This is a genomic window from Azospirillum sp. SYSU D00513, assembly GCF_017356015.1.
Classification (GTDB): Bacteria; Pseudomonadota; Alphaproteobacteria; order Azospirillales; family Azospirillaceae; genus Azospirillum.
In genome coordinates this window covers 173,521-192,288 of sequence record NZ_JAFIQV010000007.1, presented here as the reverse complement: position 1 = coordinate 192,288, position 18,768 = coordinate 173,521, and the positions used below count along the sequence as shown (strand labels likewise).

General features: G+C 64.9%; 13 protein-coding genes and 4 tRNA genes. 14 read left to right on the top strand and 3 right to left on the bottom strand.

Annotated elements, in window-relative coordinates; all coding sequences use genetic code 11:
• The first annotated feature begins 466 nt into the window (after window positions 1-466).
• The 3 genes from JUB11_RS07970 to JUB11_RS07960 are packed head-to-tail and all read left to right on the top strand — an operon-like array spanning window position 467 to window position 5,581.
• Window positions 467-2,035 (top strand): ABC transporter substrate-binding protein, encoded by a 1,569-nt coding sequence (locus tag JUB11_RS07970; RefSeq protein ID WP_207457981.1) that lies wholly within the window; start codon window positions 467-469, stop codon window positions 2,033-2,035.
• A gap of 10 nt (window positions 2,036-2,045) precedes the next feature.
• On the top strand, window positions 2,046-2,993 hold the full coding sequence (locus JUB11_RS07965) for an ABC transporter permease (RefSeq protein ID WP_207457980.1): 948 nt from the start codon (window positions 2,046-2,048) through the stop codon (window positions 2,991-2,993).
• The gene (locus tag JUB11_RS07960) at window positions 2,990-5,581 is read left to right on the top strand and encodes a dipeptide ABC transporter ATP-binding protein (RefSeq protein WP_207457979.1); all 2,592 of its coding nucleotides are present in this window, start codon (window positions 2,990-2,992) and stop codon (window positions 5,579-5,581) included. Before JUB11_RS07965 ends, JUB11_RS07960 begins: the two co-directional genes overlap by 4 nt.
• A gap of 744 nt (window positions 5,582-6,325) precedes the next feature.
• Here the strand turns inward: JUB11_RS07960 and drt5 are convergent.
• The 3 genes from drt5 to rlmB form a co-directional block, all read right to left on the bottom strand.
• Window positions 6,326-7,888, bottom strand: a complete 1,563-nt coding sequence (gene drt5 / locus JUB11_RS07955) for an antiviral reverse transcriptase Drt5 (protein ID WP_207457978.1) — start codon at window positions 7,886-7,888, stop codon at window positions 6,326-6,328.
• Window positions 7,889-8,145: 257 nt separating this feature from the next.
• Window positions 8,146-8,221 (bottom strand) — tRNA-Thr (locus JUB11_RS07950).
• Between the two features lie 120 nt (window positions 8,222-8,341).
• Window positions 8,342-9,190, bottom strand: a complete 849-nt coding sequence (rlmB, locus tag JUB11_RS07945) for a 23S rRNA (guanosine(2251)-2'-O)-methyltransferase RlmB (RefSeq protein ID WP_207457977.1) — start codon at window positions 9,188-9,190, stop codon at window positions 8,342-8,344.
• Between the two features lie 146 nt (window positions 9,191-9,336).
• On the opposite strand from rlmB, the gene JUB11_RS07940 reads away from it, so the two are divergent.
• The 11 genes from JUB11_RS07940 (at window position 9,337) to rpoB (ending at window position 18,766) form a co-directional block, all read left to right on the top strand.
• Window positions 9,337-9,422, top strand: a tRNA-Tyr gene (locus JUB11_RS07940).
• A gap of 60 nt (window positions 9,423-9,482) precedes the next feature.
• Window positions 9,483-9,556, top strand: a tRNA-Gly gene (locus tag JUB11_RS07935).
• A 79-nt stretch (window positions 9,557-9,635) separates the two neighbouring features.
• Window positions 9,636-10,826 (top strand): elongation factor Tu, encoded by a 1,191-nt coding sequence (tuf, locus tag JUB11_RS07930; protein ID WP_207457965.1) that lies wholly within the window; start codon window positions 9,636-9,638, stop codon window positions 10,824-10,826.
• Window positions 10,827-10,956: 130 nt separating this feature from the next.
• Window positions 10,957-11,032, top strand: a tRNA-Trp gene (locus tag JUB11_RS07925).
• A gap of 81 nt (window positions 11,033-11,113) precedes the next feature.
• On the top strand, window positions 11,114-11,311 hold the full coding sequence (gene secE, locus JUB11_RS07920; RefSeq protein WP_207457976.1) for a preprotein translocase subunit SecE: 198 nt from the start codon (window positions 11,114-11,116) through the stop codon (window positions 11,309-11,311).
• A gap of 6 nt (window positions 11,312-11,317) precedes the next feature.
• On the top strand, window positions 11,318-11,848 hold the full coding sequence (gene nusG / locus JUB11_RS07915; protein WP_207457975.1) for a transcription termination/antitermination protein NusG: 531 nt from the start codon (window positions 11,318-11,320) through the stop codon (window positions 11,846-11,848).
• Window positions 11,849-11,985: 137 nt separating this feature from the next.
• Window positions 11,986-12,420, top strand: a complete 435-nt coding sequence (gene rplK / locus JUB11_RS07910) for a 50S ribosomal protein L11 (protein ID WP_207457974.1) — start codon at window positions 11,986-11,988, stop codon at window positions 12,418-12,420.
• A 2-nt stretch (window positions 12,421-12,422) separates the two neighbouring features.
• Entirely contained in the window at window positions 12,423-13,124 is a 702-nt protein-coding gene (gene rplA, locus JUB11_RS07905) for a 50S ribosomal protein L1 (protein WP_207457973.1), read from the top strand.
• Between the two features lie 286 nt (window positions 13,125-13,410).
• The gene (rplJ, locus tag JUB11_RS07900; protein WP_207457972.1) at window positions 13,411-13,929 is read left to right on the top strand and encodes a 50S ribosomal protein L10; all 519 of its coding nucleotides are present in this window, start codon (window positions 13,411-13,413) and stop codon (window positions 13,927-13,929) included.
• A gap of 60 nt (window positions 13,930-13,989) precedes the next feature.
• Window positions 13,990-14,367: a 50S ribosomal protein L7/L12 gene (rplL, locus tag JUB11_RS07895; protein ID WP_207457971.1), complete on the top strand. Its 378-nt coding sequence runs from the start codon at window positions 13,990-13,992 to the stop codon at window positions 14,365-14,367.
• Window positions 14,368-14,563: 196 nt separating this feature from the next.
• Window positions 14,564-18,766, top strand: a complete 4,203-nt coding sequence (rpoB, locus tag JUB11_RS07890) for a DNA-directed RNA polymerase subunit beta (protein ID WP_207457970.1) — start codon at window positions 14,564-14,566, stop codon at window positions 18,764-18,766.
• Window positions 18,767-18,768: the final 2 nt, after the last annotated feature.

The following is an 18,768-nucleotide window of genomic DNA, read 5'->3' as shown; positions in this document are numbered from 1 at the left end:
GGGTCTGCCAGAACACCAGCAGCGCGATGCCGATCAGCACAAGGCCGCCCGCGAGGTTCTGCGGGCTCTTCACGCCGATTGCGCTCGGCTTGTCCTTAAGACGCGAGATGGCCATGCATGGTCCTACCAACCTGGGAAAACACCGGGGCGGGGCCGGCCGGAAGCGCCGGTCCGCCGGCCGCGATTGTCACAGAAACGGACCAACGGGCCAACTGTAGAAATCCGCAACAGTTGGAAATTTAACTGGAAATTCGCTTGGAAGCGTTTCCCGCGCGGCATACAGCCGGCGGGAAATGGAAAATTCACCAATTCCATTTGCCGGGCGCGGAGCGGCGGCGGATTCGGCGCGCGGCGCCAGCCTGGGCGTGACAAAAGCGCCGCTTCGCGGGTTCTGGGCGTGATGACGGTGTCCGCCCGTGACCTGGTGGCCGCCCGCATCCCACCGTCCCCGGAGGCATGACACCCCATGACCGCCCTTCGTTCCGCGCTCGCCGGCCTCTTCCTCGCGCTGCTGCCGTTGCTGCCCGGCGCGCCACGCGCCCTGGCGCAGGTGCCGGACGAGGTGCTGGTCGTCGGGCAGATCGCCGAGCCGGCCTCCCTGGACCCGGCGGTCAGCACCGCCACCAACGACTTCCGGATCCTGATCAACCTCTATGAGGGGCTGGTCCGCTACCGGCCGGGCACGCTGGAGGTCGAACCGGCCCTGGCCGAGAGTTGGACCGTCTCGGAGGACGGGCGGACCTACGACTTCACGCTGCGGCAGGGCGTCAAGTTCCACGACGGCACGCCCTTCGACTCGCAGGCGGTGAAGTTCAACTTCGACCGCATGCTGGACAAGAGCCATCCCGCCGCCGGAACCGGGCCGTTCCCGCTGTCCTTCTTCTTTTCCGCGGTCGAGCGGGTGGAGGCGCCGGACCCACGCCGGGTGCGCTTCGTCCTGAAGGAGCCCTTCGCGCCCTTCCTGTCGAACCTGGCCTATCCCACGGGGCTGATCGTCTCGCCGGCCGCCGTCACGGCGCGGGGCAAGGAGTTCGGCCGCAACCCGGTCGGCACCGGCCCCTTCCGCTTCGTCGAATGGCAGGGCGGCCGGCAGGTGACGCTCGACCGCTTTCCGGACTATTGGGGCGAGCCCGCGAAGCTGGAGACGGTGATCTTCCGCCCCATCGCCGACCCGAACACCCGCGCCGCCGAGATGCTGTCCGGGGGCATCGACGTGATGGTGGAGGTGCCGCCCGACGCGCTGGCCCAGTTCCAGAGCGGCGGTTTCCAGGTGCACCAGCAGGCCGGCCCGCATCTCTGGTACCTGATCCTGAACACCCGCCAGGGGCCGCTGAAGGACAAGCGCGTCCGCCAGGCGGTGAACCACGCCATCGACAAGGCCGCCATCGCCGAGAACATCCTGCAGGGGACGGCGATCCCGGCCAAGGGGCCAATCGCCCCGGCCTTCGAATGGGCGCACGACCCTTCGCTCGCGGGCTATCCGCATGACCCGGAGAAGGCAAGGGCGCTGATCCGCGAGGCCGGTGCCGAAGGGGCGAGCCTCACCTTCTACGTGGCCGAGGGCGGGTCCGGCATGCTCGACCCCGTCGCCATGGGGACGGCGATCCAGGCGGACCTCGCCGAGGTCGGGCTGAACGCGCGGATCGAGACCTACGAGTGGAACACCTTCCTCGCCAACGTGAATCCGGGGCTGGAGGGCAAGGCGGACATGGCCGAGATGGCCTGGATGACCAATGATCCGGACACCTTGCCCTACCTGACGCTGCGGACCGACGCACTGCCCGACAAGGGAGGCTTCAACTCGGGCTATTACTCCAACCCCGAACTCGACCGCATCCTGGAGGAGGCGCGGCGCTCCGGCGACCAGGGCCGGCGGGCCGAGCTTTACCGGCAGGCGCAGCGGATCATCGTCGAGGACGCCCCCTGGGCCTTCGTCGCGCACTGGAAGCAGAACGCCGTGACGACGGAGGCGGTGAAGGGCTTCGCACTCCAGCCCTCCTTCTTCCTGCTGCTGGCCGGCGTGTCGAAGGAATAGGGGAAGCGCGGTGGCCTCCTATCTCCTCGGCCGGCTGCTGGCGCTGGTGCCGGTGCTGTTCGGGCTGAGCCTGATCGTCTTCCTGATCATGGCGCTGATCCCCGGCGACCCGGCGCTCGCCATCCTCGGCGCCTACGCGACGCCGGAGAACGTCGCCCGCATCAACGAGGAGCTGGGGCTCGACCGCAGCCTGCCGGTGCAGTACGCGACCTGGCTCGGCAACGTGCTGACGGGCGACCTCGGCCGTTCGCACAGCCTCAACCGGCCGGTGCTGGACGAGGTGATGGAGCGCTTCTCCGCCACGCTGGTTCTGGCGGGGGCGGCGCTGGCGCTGGCCTCGGTCCTCGGGCTGCTGGCCGGCATCGTCTCGGCCGTGCGCCAGTTCGGGCTGGCCGACAAGCTGGTGACGCTGGCCGTGCTTGTCGGCATCTCCATGCCGTCCTTCTGGCTGGGGCTAGTGCTGATCCTGCTCTTCGCCGTGCGCTGGCGCCTGCTGCCGGTGAGCGGCATGTACGCGATCTATGGCGGCGGCGACCTTCCCGACCTCCTGCTGCATCTGGTGCTGCCGGCCACCACGCTCGCCGTCGTCGCGGCGGGGGTGATCGCCCGGCTGACGCGTTCGGCGATGCTGGAGGTGCTGCGGCAGGATTTCGTCCGCACCGCCCGCGCCAAGGGGCTGACCGAACGCCGCGTGGTGTTCCGTCACGCGCTGAAGGCCGCCATGGTGACGGTGATCCCGGTGATCGGCATCCAGGCGGGCTTCGTGCTCGGCGGGGCCGTCTACATCGAGACGGTCTTCCAATGGCCCGGTATCGGCCGGATGCTGGTGGACGCCATCGCCAAGCGCGACGTGCTGCTGGTGCAGGGCGGCGTGCTGGTGGTCGCGGCCAGCTACGTGCTGTTCAACCTGCTGGCCGACCTGCTGCAACGGCTGCTCGACCCGAGGATCGCGCCATGACCGGGGGCTGGTCTCTCCTGCGCCGGCTGCTGCGCAACCGGCTGGCGGCGGTGGGGCTGGTCCTGCTGACGCTGATCGTCCTGGTGGCGGTGGCGGCCCCGCTCCTGCCGCTCGCCGACCCGGACGCCACGGCGCCGGCGCGGCGCCTGTTGCCGCCGTTGAGCGAGGGGGCGTGGCTCGGCACCGACAGCCTGGGGCGGGACATGCTCTCCCGGCTGGTCTGGGGGACGCGGCTGAGCCTCGCGGTCGGTGTCTCCGCCTCGCTGCTCGCCGCCGTGACCGGCTCGGCCATCGGGCTGGTCGCCGGCTATGCGGGCGGGCGCACGGACACGCTGCTGATGCGCGGCATCGACACGCTGATGGCCTTTCCCTACCTGCTGCTGGCGCTCGCCATCGTCGCGGCGCTCGGGCCGGGGCTGCTCAACGCGCTCTACGCGGTGGTCGCCGTCAACATACCCTTCTTCGCCCGGAACGTGCGCGGCGCCGCCGCCGGCCTGCGCCACCGGGAGTTCGTGGAGGCGGCGCGGCTCTCCGGCATGGGGGAGACCCGCATCCTTTTGTCCGAGCTGCTGCCGAACGTCATGCCGGTGATCGTCATCACCGCCTCGACCACGGTCGGCTGGATGATCCTGGAGACGGCGGGCCTCTCCTTTCTCGGGCTGGGATCGCAGCCGCCGCAGGCCGATCTCGGCTCGATGCTGGGGGAGGGGCGCAAGGCGCTGATCAACGCGCCGCACGTCGCCGCCGTGCCGGGAGCGCTCATCTTCCTGATCGTGATGAGCATGAACCTGGTCGGCGACGGGCTGCGCGATGCCATCGACCCGCGGCTGCGGACCGGCCTACCGGCCCGGCCGAGCGCCGCCACCCGTGTGGAGCGCGTGGACGGGGCCGGGGGAGAGGAGACGGCTCCGGGGGCGGCGCTGGCGGTCTCGGGCCTGCGCACGGCTTTCGAGACGGGCGAGGGCAGAATGGATGCGGTGAAAGTGGACGCGGTGAAGGGCGTGAGCCTTTACGTGGCGCCCGGCGAGTGCCTGGGCATCATCGGCGAATCCGGCTCCGGCAAGTCGGTCACCGCGCTTTCCATCGCGCGGCTCGTCGCCTCGCCGCCCGGCGTGATCCGCGGCGGGACGGTCCGCTTTGGCGGGGAGGACCTGCTGGCCCTGCCGCCCGGCGCGCTGAGGCGGTTGCGCGGCGGACGCATCGCCTATGTCTTCCAGGATCCGCTGACGACGCTGCACCCGCTGATGCGGATCGGCGACCAGGTGGCGGAGGCGATCCGCGCCCACCGGCCCGTCTCCCGCGCGCAAGCCTGGCGGGAGGCGGTGACTCTCTTCGCGGCGGTGAAGCTGCCTGACCCGGAGACGATCGCCGGCGCCCACCCGCACGAGATCTCCGGCGGGCAGCGCCAGCGCGTCTCCATAGCCATGGCGCTCGCCAACGATCCGGAACTGATCGTCGCCGACGAGCCGACCACCGCGCTGGACGTCACGGTGCAGGCGGAGATCCTCGACCTCCTCGACGGGCTGCGCCGGAGCCGCGGCCTCGCCGTGCTGTTCATCAGCCATGATTTCGGTGTGATCGCCCGCATCTGCGACCGGGTGGCCGTGATGCACCGGGGCGAAATCGTGGAGGAGGGAAGCGCGCGGGATCTCTTGTCCGACCCCCGGCACGAATACACGCGCCGTCTGATCGCGGCCGTGCCGGTCCTGGGACGCGCACGCAGGGGTGGGCGGAACGCGCCGGGGGAGGGGACGCGCACCGCCGCTCCGCCGGCCGTGGAGGTGCGCGATCTGGTCAAGAGCTACCCGGCGCACGGATCCCTGTTCGGCCGCTCGCGCCCCGCCGTGCCGGCGCTGAAAGGCGCGTCGCTGACGGTAAGCGCAGGCGAGACGCTGGGCATTGTCGGCGAATCGGGAAGCGGCAAGACGACGCTGGCCCGTTGCCTCATGGGGCAGGTCCGTCCGACATCGGGCACCGTGCGGCTGGAGGGACGTCCCATCGCCGAGCTGACGGCCGGCGGACCGCGGGCGCTCGGCAGGACGGTGCAGTATGTCTTCCAGGACCCGCTGTCCTCGCTCAATCCCCGCAAGACGATCCGCCGAATCCTCGCGGCACCGCTCCGCTTCCTGGCCGGGCTGGAGGAGAACGCCATCGGGCCGCGCCTGACGGAGCTGATGGAGTCGGTGGGGCTCGACCCCGCCTTCCTCGACCGCTACCCGCATGAATTCTCCGGCGGGCAGGCGCAGCGCATCGCCATCGCGCGGGCGCTCGCCGCGGGCGCCAGGATCATCGTGCTGGACGAGCCCGTCTCCGCGCTGGACGTCTCGGTGCAGGCCCAGGTGCTGCGGCTGCTCGCAGACCTCAAGGAGCGGCACGGGCTGACCTACCTCTTCATCAGCCACGACCTCGCCGTGGTGGAGGCGGTCGCCGACCGGGTCGCGGTCATGTCCGCCGGCGAGATCGTGGAGGAGGGGCCGCCCGAACGCCTCTTCACCGCTCCGGAACACGCCTACACGCGCTGCCTGCTCGCGTCGGTGCCGCGGCTGGACGTCGGAAACGCCGGGATGGACGAACGCGCGCGCTGTTAGGGAAGGCTCACAGGGAACGGGTCATCGCATGCGAATCGGTCTGGCACTTCTGCTCCTGCTGTCGCTCAACGGCTGCACGGTCTGGGTCTGCTGCTCGGAGGAACCGGCGGCGGAGCAGCAAACGAAAAATTGATTTAAGGTGCTGCACGTAAAAATTTGAAGCGCACCGCACATTTATGTGGCCCGCCGTATTGGTACGCGCGGGCGAAACGCTTCGATCCGGTTTGCAGGCGGAAGTGGGCAGACTGCGGCGATCTGATGAAGTCGGCAGATCCTGCCCCTTTCTTCGTCGGCTATCCGCACGAACTCTCAGGTGAATAAAGGCAGAGAATTGGAGGCGCACACACCCGTACCTAGGGCAAAGATCGTGTGATGGACGGACTCCTCTCCGCTCTTCGTGTGCCGATCCCGGTCCAAGTGCTCCAAAGGATTCGTAAATAGAAGGCCCAGCATGGGTTGGTCCAACCCATTCATTCGCCACCAATCGAATGAGTCGCAGTTAAATCGCTGGTGAGGCCATGCCGGAAGTCCGCCGAATTCTTACCCGTTGTCGTGTAGTTACCAACAGATTTTTTGTTATTCGCCTGAGCACTTTACCGCACAGTGGACGCCTTTGAATGGAATGTATCTTTCAAGCACCCGCGACTGGTTCTAAATCATAAAAAATATGCATGAAAAAATACAGCCTTCAGCAGTATTGATATACTCGAAGCGTGTTCTTAAAATATGGAGTAAAGCCATAGACTACATTTTCAAAACTATAGTTGCAAGGAGATGGTTCATTTGTGAGTTATTCCCAAAATATTTGATAACATGATTTCGAGAGGCTGGCTTGAGCGCAACGGATCCCACAGCTGAAGACCAAGCAAGCCAATCCGACTGACCACTTTTGAGGAAATCGTTTCTAAGGTCAGGGAGTCCAAAACGGTTATCACGTATTTCTAGTATTTTTGCCTTTGTTATAGGGGTTGCGGAGCGATGATTGAAAAGCACCGATATGAGTGCCGACGTGTTGGACGTGTTCATAAGGTATTCCTCGAGCATCACGCAGAACCAGAAAAGCTGAAACTCCATCATCCGGTCGCGGCTTTTGGCTGCATGTAATACCATTTCAGAAAGTTGTTCTTTATCACTAATATTTGCGCAGAAACTGTATATGCTTTTAGATAGGTGGGGGTACTTCGTGATTATGTATGGAAGTTTGTTTTCCACCATATCCACATGGTCTCTCATGGTTGTGAGTATCAATTCTACGTCCTCTTCCTCGATCTCAGGCTCCTTAAGTATATTATCGATATAATCCAGTTCTTCTGCAGAAAGTGCAAATTTTATTACTGTTTCTTTCATTATCTCCTTTCCAGCATCATCATATCCTTCCGCAATCATGAGGCGGCGTCGATCGAGAAGCTTCTTCTTAACTGAGTCGATGCTACTTTCCATTTCAATCGGACGGAGAGTATTTCTTGTTGTTTTCTGCGGATTGATTGAGAGCCCCTTCTCGCCTAGAAGCCTCTGGATAACTTGGAAGTCATCCTCGATAGCGGCCTCTTCATTAGAAAATAAATATATGTCATCCATAAAACGGACTAACTGTTCGGAGCGAAGTTCGTGGTAATTGTCGATAAAACGAAGAAAGTCATTTCCCATCATTTTGGTCGGAAAGAGCCCCTGTGGCAGGCAGTCAAGAGAGCGGCCTGAATTTATCTGACGAAGAAATTGCCCGAGTCCTTCAACATCATCAGCAGGTGCGTTTAACTCCGCAAACCAACTTACCATATCGTGATGATAAATGCCGTTAAAATAGGATGCGACGTCGAAGCTCATAGAGTGAGAGTAGGTCTTGCTATACTCTGCAATAGCACTTTTGAAGGCTTTGAACGCAGACGTAGGAGTAATGGGGCTGCCATGTTCAAAGCGGTACCCGTAATGTGTCCTTCCCTTCGAGTGAGGCTTTCGAAAAAGAGAACGATTTCTGTATATCAAATCATAAACATAATATTCGGCTACTGGATCGAATTTCGCTGTTCTCCTTAGGTGTTGGCCGGGTTTGGCCGCGTAAACGCGACGTTGTGGCAAAAACGAGAATGCCACTTCAGCCTCATCCAGACACTTTTTTATAAAATCCTGAATTTCCTTTTCGCCATTCTCAATAATGAACCTATTAGTATTAAGGGGAAAGAGCGTTCTAGGAAAATCATCAATATAAAAGGAAAGAGTATTTGTAACCGTCGGCTGAGCAGGGGCGGTGGGTACATCCATCGTCTCTGACGTTTCAGGAGCGTTATCGTTGTCGGGACTGACGTGCATGCTATTTTTCTTTTCACAGAGTTGCAAATTTTAGGGCTGGCCTACACCATCTTACTGCAGATGCCAAACGACTGGCTGTGCCGTAAAAGTACAAAAGGGTTCTTCAACCGCTTATACGCGTATTTGAAGCTAATCTGTTACAGCTTTATGAGCCGATAACGATTAACTAAAAGGTATTGGCAATAAAAAGGTAATGGCAAAGAGACCGATGTTCCTAAAACATAAACATGAACTTCGGTGCTAGCCAAGTCCAAGGATGGTGCCGGTTGCAGGGATCGAACCCGCGACCTTCGGTTTACAAAACCGCTGCTCTACCAGCTGAGCTAAACCGGCACGCCGCCCTCGGGCTGGCCGCACATTAGCGTCGTGCGCGCGGCGGGACAAGAGTGTCTTGTCCCGCCCGGCGCAACCCACCCCCTATGCGGACGACGCCCACCGGCCGGGCCGCCGGGGTCACCGGAGCCGGGCGACCTCGTAGAGCGCGACGGCGGCGGCGTTGGAGACGTTCAGGCTGCCGATGGGCCCCTGGGTGGGCAGGCGCGTGATTTCGTCGCAGCGCTCCATGGTGAGGCGGCGCAGGCCGCTGCCCTCAGCACCCAGCACAAGGGCGGTGCGGCCCGACAGGTCGAGGGCCGCCAGCGTGCGGGCGCCCGATTCGTCCAGCCCGACGCTCCAGAAGCCGGCCTGCTGCAGCTCGCCCAGCGCGCGGGCGAGGTTGGTCACCCGCACCAGCGGCACCACCTCCAGGGCACCCGACGCGCTCTTCGCCAGCACGCCGGTGGTCTCCGGCGCGTTGCGTTCCGTCACGATGACGGCCTTGGCGCCGAAGGCCGCGGCCGAGCGGAGGATCGCGCCGACATTGTGCGGGTCGGTCACCTGGTCGAGGACGACCACGACCGCCTTGGGATCATCCGCCGCTTCCGTGCAGATGTCCTCGACACCCAGCTCCATCAGCGGCGACACGTCCGCGACGATCCCCTGGTGAACGGACCCCGCCGGCAGCATACGGTCCAGCTCCTGCCGGTCCATGGGGCTAGGCGAGGGGCGGTTCAGCCCCTTGGCGCGCGCCTCGGCCATCGCCGGTTCCATCGCGGCGCGCCCGGCCTCCGTCACCAGCAGCCGGTGAAACCGGCGCTCCGGGTTCACCCAGGCCGCGGCGACCGGATGAAGACCGTAGAGCAGCACGCCCTGGCTGCGCGGCGCGCGGGGGCGTTCGCCGCCGGAACGCCGTCCCTCGGCGCGCGGATCCGAGGGGCCGGCGTTGCGGGGGGAGGGGGCGGATGGCTTGTTCGAACGGGTCATGGGCTCCGGCCAAATTAGGGAAGAACGGGGTCGCACAGGCTTATTCACAAAAAACCGTATGGGCTGTCATCATCGTCGTTGACAAGGCCCGAAAAATTCTCATAGTGCCGAACTCCGCGACGGGCTACGGCCCGGAGCGGACCTGAGGAAGGGTGGCCGAGTGGTTAAAGGCAGCAGACTGTAAATCTGCCCGCGTTAGCGTACGCTGGTTCGAATCCAGCCCCTTCCACCACTGCATTCCACGGCTTGTCCGTGATCGCAGTTTCCCGGACGATGGCGCCGGCGGGGCTTTGCGGGTGTAGCTCAATGGTAGAGCAGAAGCCTTCCAAGCTTACGACGGGGGTTCGATTCCCCTCACCCGCTCCATACCGCGCGCCCAGGGAAGCCAAGATCGCGGCCGGGCCTTCATGTGCGTCCGGAACGTCGGGAACGAAAGACCAAAGCGATGGCGAAGGCGAAATTTGAGCGGAACAAGCCGCACTGCAACATCGGCACGATCGGCCACGTCGACCACGGCAAGACGTCGCTGACCGCGGCGATCACGAAGGTTCTGGCCGAGAAGGGTGGCGCGACCTTCACCGCCTACGACCAGATCGACAAGGCGCCGGAAGAGAAGGCGCGCGGCATCACGATCTCGACGGCGCACGTCGAGTACGAGACGGACAACCGTCACTACGCGCACGTGGACTGCCCGGGCCACGCCGACTACGTGAAGAACATGATCACGGGTGCGGCGCAGATGGACGGCGCGATCCTGGTGGTGTCGGCCGCCGACGGCCCGATGCCGCAGACCCGCGAGCACATCCTGCTGGCCCGCCAGGTCGGCGTTCCGGCGCTGGTCGTGTTCATGAACAAGGTCGACATGGTCGACGACGCCGAGCTGCTGGAGCTGGTCGAGCTGGAAGTGCGCGAGCTTCTGTCGAGCTACCAGTTCCCGGGCGACGACATTCCGATCGTGAAGGGCTCGGCGCTGTGCGCGCTGGAAGACCGTTCGCCGGAGATCGGCCGTGACGCGGTGCTCGAGCTGATGAACCAGGTCGACGCCTACATCCCGCAGCCGGAACGTCCGAAGGACCGTCCGTTCCTGATGCCGATCGAGGACGTGTTCTCGATCTCGGGCCGCGGCACCGTGGTGACCGGCCGCGTCGAGCGTGGCATCGTGAAGGTGGGCGAGGAAGTCGAGATCGTCGGCCTGAAGGCGACGGTGAAGACGACCGTGACCGGCGTCGAGATGTTCCGCAAGCTGCTGGACTCCGGTGAGGCCGGCGACAACATCGGCGCGCTGCTGCGCGGCACGAAGCGCGAGGACGTCGAGCGCGGCCAGGTCCTGGCCAAGCCGGGCTCGATCACCCCGCACACGAAGTTCAAGGCCGAGGCCTACATCCTCACGAAGGAAGAGGGTGGCCGCCACACGCCGTTCTTCACGAACTACCGTCCGCAGTTCTACTTCCGCACGACCGACGTGACGGGCATGGTGGCGCTGCCGGAAGGCACGGAGATGGTGATGCCGGGCGACAACATCGCCATGGAAGTCACGCTGATCGCTCCGATCGCCATGGACGAGGGCCTGCGCTTCGCGATCCGCGAAGGTGGCCGCACCGTCGGCGCCGGCGTGGTTGCGTCCATCATCGCTTGATGATATAAGCCTCGCACCGCCGCCGGTCGTGAAGGCCGGCGGCGGTTGTTTTGCCGGAACGGCAAGCGCGTGAGGTGCCCGATGCCGGGCCGGGAGCGATCCTGAACCGGCATCTCGGCTTGGCGGCCCTAGGAGTGTAGCTCAACTGGTAGAGCACCGGTCTCCAAAACCGGGGGTTGGGGGTTCGAGCCCCTCCACTCCTGCCAGCCGGCCAGGTTGACGGTCAATTTGACAAAGGGCATGAAGCGGCGCCCGAAGGTCGCTCCGGAACTCGTACGGTTCGCAAGATGGCAAAAGTGAATCCCGCAGAATTCGCGCGCGAAGTCCGCCGCGAGGTTGGCAAGGTGACCTGGCCGACCCGCAAGGAGACCGCCGTCACCACGGCCATGGTCTTCGTCATGGTGGTCGTTGCAGCGCTGTTCTTCCTGGTCGTCGATCAGGTGCTGGCGCTCGCCGTCCGGCTGGTTCTCGGGCTGGGGGGGTAATAGAGCATGGCCGCGCGCTGGTACGTCGTTCACGTCTATTCGGGATTCGAAAAGAAGGTTTCCCAGTCGATCCGCGAGAAAGCGGCGCAGAAGGGGCTGGAAGAGAAGTTCGAGGAAATCCTGGTGCCGACCGAGGAAGTGGTCGAGGTGCGCCGGGGCTCGAAGGTCAACTCCGAGCGGAAGTTCTTCCCGGGCTACGTCCTGATCAAGATGGATCTCACGGACGAGAGCTGGCATTTGGTGAAGAACACGCCGAAGGTGACCGGCTTCCTGGGCGGCGGCGGAAAGCCGCAGCCGATCAGCCAGCGCGAGGCCGAGCGGATCATCCATCAGGTTCAGGAAGGCGTGGAGCGGCCGAAGCCCTCCATCGTCTTCGAGGTCGGAGAGCAGGTCCGCGTCAGCGACGGCCCCTTCACCTCGTTCAACGGCACCGTCGAGGAAGTCGACGAGGAGAAGGCCCGCCTCAAGGTGGCGGTCTCGATCTTCGGCCGCTCCACGCCGGTCGAGCTGGAATACACCCAGGTCGAAAAGGTCTGAGGTCCAGCCTCTACCGTGAGCGGCCGATGCGTGCATCGGCCGCTCCGCACCACTTGCGGTAGGCCCGCCATAGCCGCACCGCAAAACCCCATGACGCAAGGCGGCCCCGCCGCCGCGTCATATTCGGAGGTTCTCCCATGGCGAAAAAGATCGTCGGTTACATCAAGCTGCAGGTTCCGGCCGGCAAGGCCAACCCGTCGCCCCCCATCGGTCCGGCTCTCGGTCAGCGCGGCCTGAACATCATGGAGTTCTGCAAGGCGTTCAACGCCCGCACGCAGGACCTCGAGGTCGGCATGCCGATTCCGGTCGTGATCACGGCCTTCGGCGACCGTACCTTCACCTTCGTCACCAAGACCCCGCCGGCCAGCTACTTCCTGAAGAAGGCCGCCGGTCTGGACAAGGGCTCGCAGACCCCCGGCAAGGGCGGTTTCGTCGGCCAGGTGACGCAGACGCAGGTCCGCGAGATCGCCCAGAAGAAGATGGCCGATCTGAACGCGCATGATGTCGATCACGCCGCGATGATGATCGCCGGCTCGGCCCGCTCGATGGGCCTCGAAGTGGTGGAGGGCTGACCATGGCCAAGCTGGGCAAGCGGCTGAAGGCCGCCTACGCGGGCGTTAACCGCGACGCGCTCTACAGCCTGACGGACGCCGTCACGCTGATCAAGAACGGTGCGAAGGCCAAGTTCGACGAGACCGTCGAGATCGCCATGAACCTCGGCATCGATCCGCGCCACGCCGACCAGATGGTCCGCGGCGTCGTGAACCTGCCGAACGGCACCGGCAAGACCGTTCGCGTCGCCGTCTTCGCCCGTGGCGACAAGGCCGACCAGGCCACCGCCGCCGGCGCCGACATCGTCGGTGCGGACGACCTCGCCGAGCAGATCCTCGCCGGCAACATCAACTTCGACCGCTGCATCGCGACCCCGGACATGATGGGCGTCGTGGGCCGTCTCGGCAAGGTGCTCGGCCCGCGCGGCCTGATGCCGAACCCGAAGCTCGGCACCGTGACCCCCGACGTGGCCGGCGCCGTGCAGGCCGCCAAGGCCGGCTCGGTCGAGTTCCGCGCCGAGAAGACCGGCATCGTGCATGCCGGCATCGGCAAGGCCAGCTTCTCCGAGGATGCCCTCGCCGAGAACATCCGCGCCTTCATCGACGCGATCTCCCGCGCCAAGCCGACCGGCGCCAAGGGCACCTACATCGAGAAGGTGTCGCTGAGCTCCACGATGGGTCCGGGCGTCAAGCTCGACGTCGCGACTCTGGCCGCCCCGGCCTGAGTTCACAAGTTTCTCCCGCCGGGACCCTCGGGTCCGGGCGGAGATCAGGGCGGACAAGCCGGGCAACCGGACCCGCCCGCCCCTGTCCGAGACCGCTGGCGTTCCCGACCCTTGAGAAAGGGGAGGGGACTTAAAAATCAAAGCCGGCGCAGACAGGAGTTGAAACCGTTAACCCCGCGGCACGCCGCGACAGGAACGGCTTGAACTTCTGGGACAGGTTAACCGGGACCCGAACCCGATCCGGGGAAGGGTCCCATGGTGCACCTCTCGTGCATGGAGGCGATCCGTGGACCGTACACAAAAAGAAGCGACGATCGCGGACCTGAACACGAAGCTGCAGGACACCGGCCTGGTGGTGGTCACCCACCATCTCGGCCTCACGGTGGCGGAAGTCACCGACCTGCGGAACAAGGTTCGGGCCGCTGGCGCCGGCTTCAAGGTGACGAAGAACCGGCTCGCCCGCCGCGCCCTTCAGGGCACGCAGTTCGAAGGCCTCGACGGTCTCTTCAAGGGACCGACCGCCATCGCTTACTCGAAGGACCCCGTCGCGGCCGCCAAGGTGGTGGCCGACTACGCCCGGACCAACGACAAGCTGGCGATCATCGGCGCCGCTCTGGGCAACCAGATCCTCGACGCGGAAGGGGTCAAGGCTCTCGCCACCCTCCCGTCGCTGGACGAACTGCGCGCCCGCCTCGTGGGCATGATCCAGACCCCGGCGACTCGCATCGCCGGTGTTCTCCAGGCGCCGGGCGGCCAAGTCGCCCGCGTTCTGGCGGCCTACGCGAAGAAGGACGAGGCGGCCTGAGCCGCTACCGTCACATCTCATCAGTAATCCCAGAAGTTTACGTCGTTTGGAGTTAGAAAAATGGCTGATCTGCAGAAGCTCGTCGACGACCTGTCGGCCCTGACCGTCATCGAGGCCGCCGAGCTCTCGAAGCTCCTCGAAGAGAAGTGGGGCGTGTCCGCCGCCGCTCCGGTGGCCGTTGCCGCCGCCGCCGGCCCGGCCGCCGCCGCTGCCCCGGTCGAAGAGCAGACCGAGTTCACGGTGATCCTCGCCGACGCCGGCGACAAGAAGATCAACGTGATTAAGGAAGTCCGTGCGATCACCGGCCTGGGCCTGAAGGAAGCCAAGGACCTGGTCGAGGGCGCTCCGAAGCCGGTCAAGGAAGGCGCCACGAAGGACGACGCCGCCAAGATCAAGAAGCAGCTTGAAGAAGCTGGCGCGAAGGTCGATATTAAGTAATATCGTCTTGTCGCCTAGCGGTATAGACATATACACGCCGGACGGCGGCAGGTTCCCTCGCGGAACCCGCCGCCGCACGGCGTTTTCTGCCTTCCACCGGACCGGGCTGCCCCGGTCCGGCTCTTTCCGTCCCTGCAAGAGGGGCGGACCGCGCGATTGGTTGAGCGCATTAACGTACTGACGTTTGGGGACATCCATGGCCATATCCTTTACCGGTCGTAAGCGTGTTCGGAAAAGCTTCGGGCGCATCCCGGAAGTCACCCAGATGCCCAACCTCATCGAGGTTCAGCGCAGCTCCTACGATCACTTCCTCCAGATGGACGTCGCGCCGGAGAAGCGCGCGAATCTGGGCCTCCAGGAAGTGTTCCGGTCGGTGTTCCCCATCAAGGACTTTTCCGACCGCGCCGTGCTCGACTTCGTGAAGTATGAGCTGGAGACTCCGAAATACGACGTGGAGGAATGCCAACAGCGCGGCATCACATTCGCGGCACCGCTGAAGGTCACGCTGCGCCTGTCCGTCTTCGACGTGGAAGAGGACACCGGCCTGCGTTCCATCCGCGACATCAAGGAGCAGGACGTCTACATGGGCGACATGCCCCTGATGACGGCCAACGGCACCTTCGTGATCAACGGCACCGAGCGCGTCATCGTCTCCCAGATGCACCGCAGCCCCGGCGTGTTCTTCGATCACGACAAGGGCAAGACCCATTCCTCGGGCAAGTATCTCTTCGCCGCACGCGTCATTCCGTACCGCGGCTCCTGGCTGGACTTCGAGTTCGACGCCAAGGACCTCGTCTACGTGCGCATCGACCGCCGCCGCAAGCTGCCGGCCACCACGCTGCTGTTCGCCCTGGACAGCGCGATGACCGAGGCTGCGCGCGCCGAGCGCAAGGCGCAGAACAAGGACCTGCTGCCCTATGAGGCGCAGGGCATGTCCAAGGAAGAGATCCTCAACTACTTCTACGACACGATCACCTACAGCCGCGCGTCGGGCGGCTGGAAGACCCCCTTCTCCGCCGAGCGCATGAAGGGTGCCAAGATCGCGTCGGACCTCGTGGACGCCATCTCCGGCCAGGTCGTCGCCGAGGCCGGCACGAAGATGACCCCGCGCCTGATCAAGAAGCTGCAGGAAGGCGGCCTCACCGAACAGCTCGTCTCGACCGAGGAGCTGACGGGCCGCTATCTCGCAGTCGACATCATCAACGAGCAGACCGGCGAAGTGCTGTACGAAGCCGGTGACGAATTGTCGGCCACCGACCTCGACAAGCTGGAGAAGGCGGGCGTCACCGAGCTGCAGGTGCTCGCCATCGACCACCTGAACGTCGGCGCCTACATCCGCAACACTATGACCGCGGACCGCAACGCGTCGCGCGAGGACGCGCTGATCGACATCTACCGCGTCATGCGTCCTGGCGAGCCGCCGACCCTCGAGTCCGCCGAGGCGCTGTTCGCCGGCCTGTTCTTCGATCAGGAGCGCTACGATCTGTCGGCCGTCGGCCGCGTGAAGATGAACGCGCGCCTGAACTTCCAGACCGACGACACGATGCGCGTGCTCCGCAAGGAGGACATCCTCGCCATCCTCAAGGTTCTCGTGAACCTGAAGGACGGCCGCGGCGAGATCGACGACATCGACCATCTCGGCAACCGCCGCGTCCGGTCGGTCGGCGAGCTGATGGAGAACCAGTACCGCGTCGGCCTGCTGCGCATGGAGCGCGCGATCCGCGAGCGCATGTCCTCGGTCGAGATCGACACGGTCATGCCGCACGACCTGATCAACGCGAAGCCGGCCGCCGCCGCCGTGCGCGAGTTCTTCGGGTCCTCGCAGCTGTCGCAGTTCATGGACCAGACCAACCCGCTGTCCGAGATCACGCACAAGCGCCGCCTGTCGGCGCTCGGGCCGGGCGGTCTGACCCGCGAGCGCGCCGGCTTCGAGGTGCGCGACGTGCACCCGACGCACTACGGCCGCATCTGCCCGATTGAGACGCCGGAAGGCCCGAACATCGGCCTGATCAACTCGCTGGCCACCTACGCCCGCGTGAACCAGTACGGCTTCATCGAGAGCCCGTACCGCAAGGTCGTGGACAGCCAGGTCACCGACGAGGTGGTCTACCTCTCCGCCATGGAGGAGGGCCGCTACGTCGTCGCGCAGGCGAACGCCGAGCTGGACGAGAACAACCGCTTCGCCGCCGACCTCGTGTCGTGCCGGCAGGGCGGCGAATATCTGATGTTCCGCCCGGAGGCCATCGATCTCATCGACGTCTCGCCGAAGCAGCTCGTCTCCGTCGCCGCGGCGCTGATCCCGTTCCTCGAGAACGACGACGCGAACCGCGCGCTGATGGGCTCGAACATGCAGCGTCAGGCCGTGCCGCTGGTCAAGGCCGACGCCCCGCTGGTCGGGACGGGCATGGAGGCCACGGTCGCCCGTGACTCCGGCGTGACCATCGTCGCGCGCCGCTCCGGCATCGTCGACCAGGTGGACGCGACCCGCGTCGTCATCCGCGCGACCGACAGCTCGGATTCGACCGCACCGGGCGTCGACATCTACAACATGCTGAAGTTCCAGCGCTCCAACCAGAACACCTGCATCACCCAGCGCCCGCTGGTGAAGGTGGGCGACCGCGTGGCGGCCGGCGACATCATCGGCGACGGCCCCTCGACGGAGCTGGGTGAGTTGGCGCTGGGCCGCAACGTGCTCGTCGCCTTCATGCCCTGGAACGGCTACAACTTCGAGGACTCCATCCTCATCAACGAGCGCATCGTCAAGGACGACGTCTTCACCTCGATCCACATCGAGGAATTCGAAGTCATGGCCCGCGACACGAAGCTCGGCCAGGAGGAGATCACCCGCGACATCCCGAACGTCGGTGAGGAGGCCCTGAAGAACCTCGACGAGGCGGGCATCGTCTACATCGGCGCCGAGGTCCGTCCGGGCGACATCCTCGTCGGCAAGGTGACGCCGAAGGGCGAAAGCCCGATGACGCCGGAAGAGAAGCTCCTGCGCGCCATCTTCGGCGAAAAGGCGTCGGACGTCCGCGACACCTCGCTGCGCCTGCCGCCGGGCGTCACCGGCACCATCGTCGAGGTCCGCGTCTTCTCCCGCCGCGGCGTCGACAAGGACGAGCGCGCGCTCGCCATCGAGCGGGCGGAGATCGAGAAGCTCGCCAAGGACCGCGACGACGAGCGCGCCATCCTGGAGCGCAGCTTCTACGCCCGCCTCCGCGAGGTGCTGCTCGGCAAGACCGCACAGTCCGGCCCGCGCGGCCTGAAGACCGGCTCGCCGCTGACCGATGCCGACCTGAACGCGCTGACCAAGGGCCAGTGGCGCCAGATCGCGATCGACGACGAGCAGGTCATGGAGACCGTCGAGAATCTGAGCAAGGTCTTCGACGACTCCATCCAGGCGCTGCAGAACCGCTTCGAGAACAAGGTCGAGAAGCTGCAGCGCGGCGACGAGCTGCCCCCGGGCGTGATGAAGATGGTCAAGGTCTTCGTCGCGGTGAAGCGCAAGCTGCAGCCGGGCGACAAGATGGCCGGCCGTCACGGCAACAAGGGCGTCGTGTCGCGCATCATCCCGCAGGAGGACATGCCCTACCTGGAGGACGGCACGCCGGTCGATCTCGTGCTGAACCCGCTGGGCGTGCCCTCGCGCATGAACGTCGGTCAGATCCTCGAGACCCACCTGGGCTGGGCCGCCGCCGGCCTCGGCCGCCAGATCTCCCGCGCGGTCGACCAGTACCGCCTGGCGATCAAGGCGGACAGCCAGGAGGCGGTCGCCGCCGCGAAGATCGAGGACCTGCGCGGTGTCCTGAAGAAGGCCTACGGCGAGCAGATCTACTCCGAGGACATCGCCGACATGACCGATGGCGAGCTGCTCGAGCTCGGCGGCAACCTGCGCAAGGGCGTGCCCTTCGCGACGCCGGTCTTCGACGGCGCGCGGGAGGACGACATCGTCCAGCACCTGGAGATGGCGGGCTTCGACCGTTCCGGCCAGTCCACCCTGACGGACGGCCGCACGGGCGAGACCTTCGACCGCAAGGTGACCGTCGGCTACATCTATATGCTGAAGCTGCACCACCTCGTGGACGACAAGATCCACGCGCGGTCGATCGGTCCCTACTCGCTGGTCACGCAGCAGCCGCTGGGCGGCAAGGCCCAGTTCGGCGGTCAGCGCTTCGGTGAGATGGAGGTGTGGGCCCTGGAAGCGTATGGCGCCGCCTACACGCTGCAGGAAATGCTGACGGTCAAGTCGGACGACGTGTCCGGCCGCACCAAGGTCTACGAGGCCATCGTCCGCGGCGACGACAACTTCGAGGCCGGCATCCCTGAGTCCTTCAACGTTCTGGTCAAGGAGCTGCGCTCCCTCGGCCTCAACGTCGAGCTCAACCAGCGCGACTATTGATA

Coding starts and splice junctions, on each gene's coding strand:
- rplK (WP_207457974.1), top strand. CDS start 11,986: ATGGCGAAAAAGATCGTCGGTTACATCAAGCTGCAGGTTCCGGCCGGC.
- rplA (WP_207457973.1), top strand. CDS start 12,423: ATGGCCAAGCTGGGCAAGCGGCTGAAGGCCGCCTACGCGGGCGTTAAC.
- rlmB (WP_207457977.1), bottom strand. CDS start 9,190: ATGACCCGTTCGAACAAGCCATCCGCCCCCTCCCCCCGCAACGCCGGC.
- rplL (WP_207457971.1), top strand. CDS start 13,990: ATGGCTGATCTGCAGAAGCTCGTCGACGACCTGTCGGCCCTGACCGTC.
- tuf (WP_207457965.1), top strand. CDS start 9,636: ATGGCGAAGGCGAAATTTGAGCGGAACAAGCCGCACTGCAACATCGGC.
- JUB11_RS07960 (WP_207457979.1), top strand. CDS start 2,990: ATGACCGGGGGCTGGTCTCTCCTGCGCCGGCTGCTGCGCAACCGGCTG.
- rpoB (WP_207457970.1), top strand. CDS start 14,564: ATGGCCATATCCTTTACCGGTCGTAAGCGTGTTCGGAAAAGCTTCGGG.
- JUB11_RS07970 (WP_207457981.1), top strand. CDS start 467: ATGACCGCCCTTCGTTCCGCGCTCGCCGGCCTCTTCCTCGCGCTGCTG.
- nusG (WP_207457975.1), top strand. CDS start 11,318: ATGGCCGCGCGCTGGTACGTCGTTCACGTCTATTCGGGATTCGAAAAG.
- drt5 (WP_207457978.1), bottom strand. CDS start 7,888: ATGCACGTCAGTCCCGACAACGATAACGCTCCTGAAACGTCAGAGACG.
- secE (WP_207457976.1), top strand. CDS start 11,114: ATGGCAAAAGTGAATCCCGCAGAATTCGCGCGCGAAGTCCGCCGCGAG.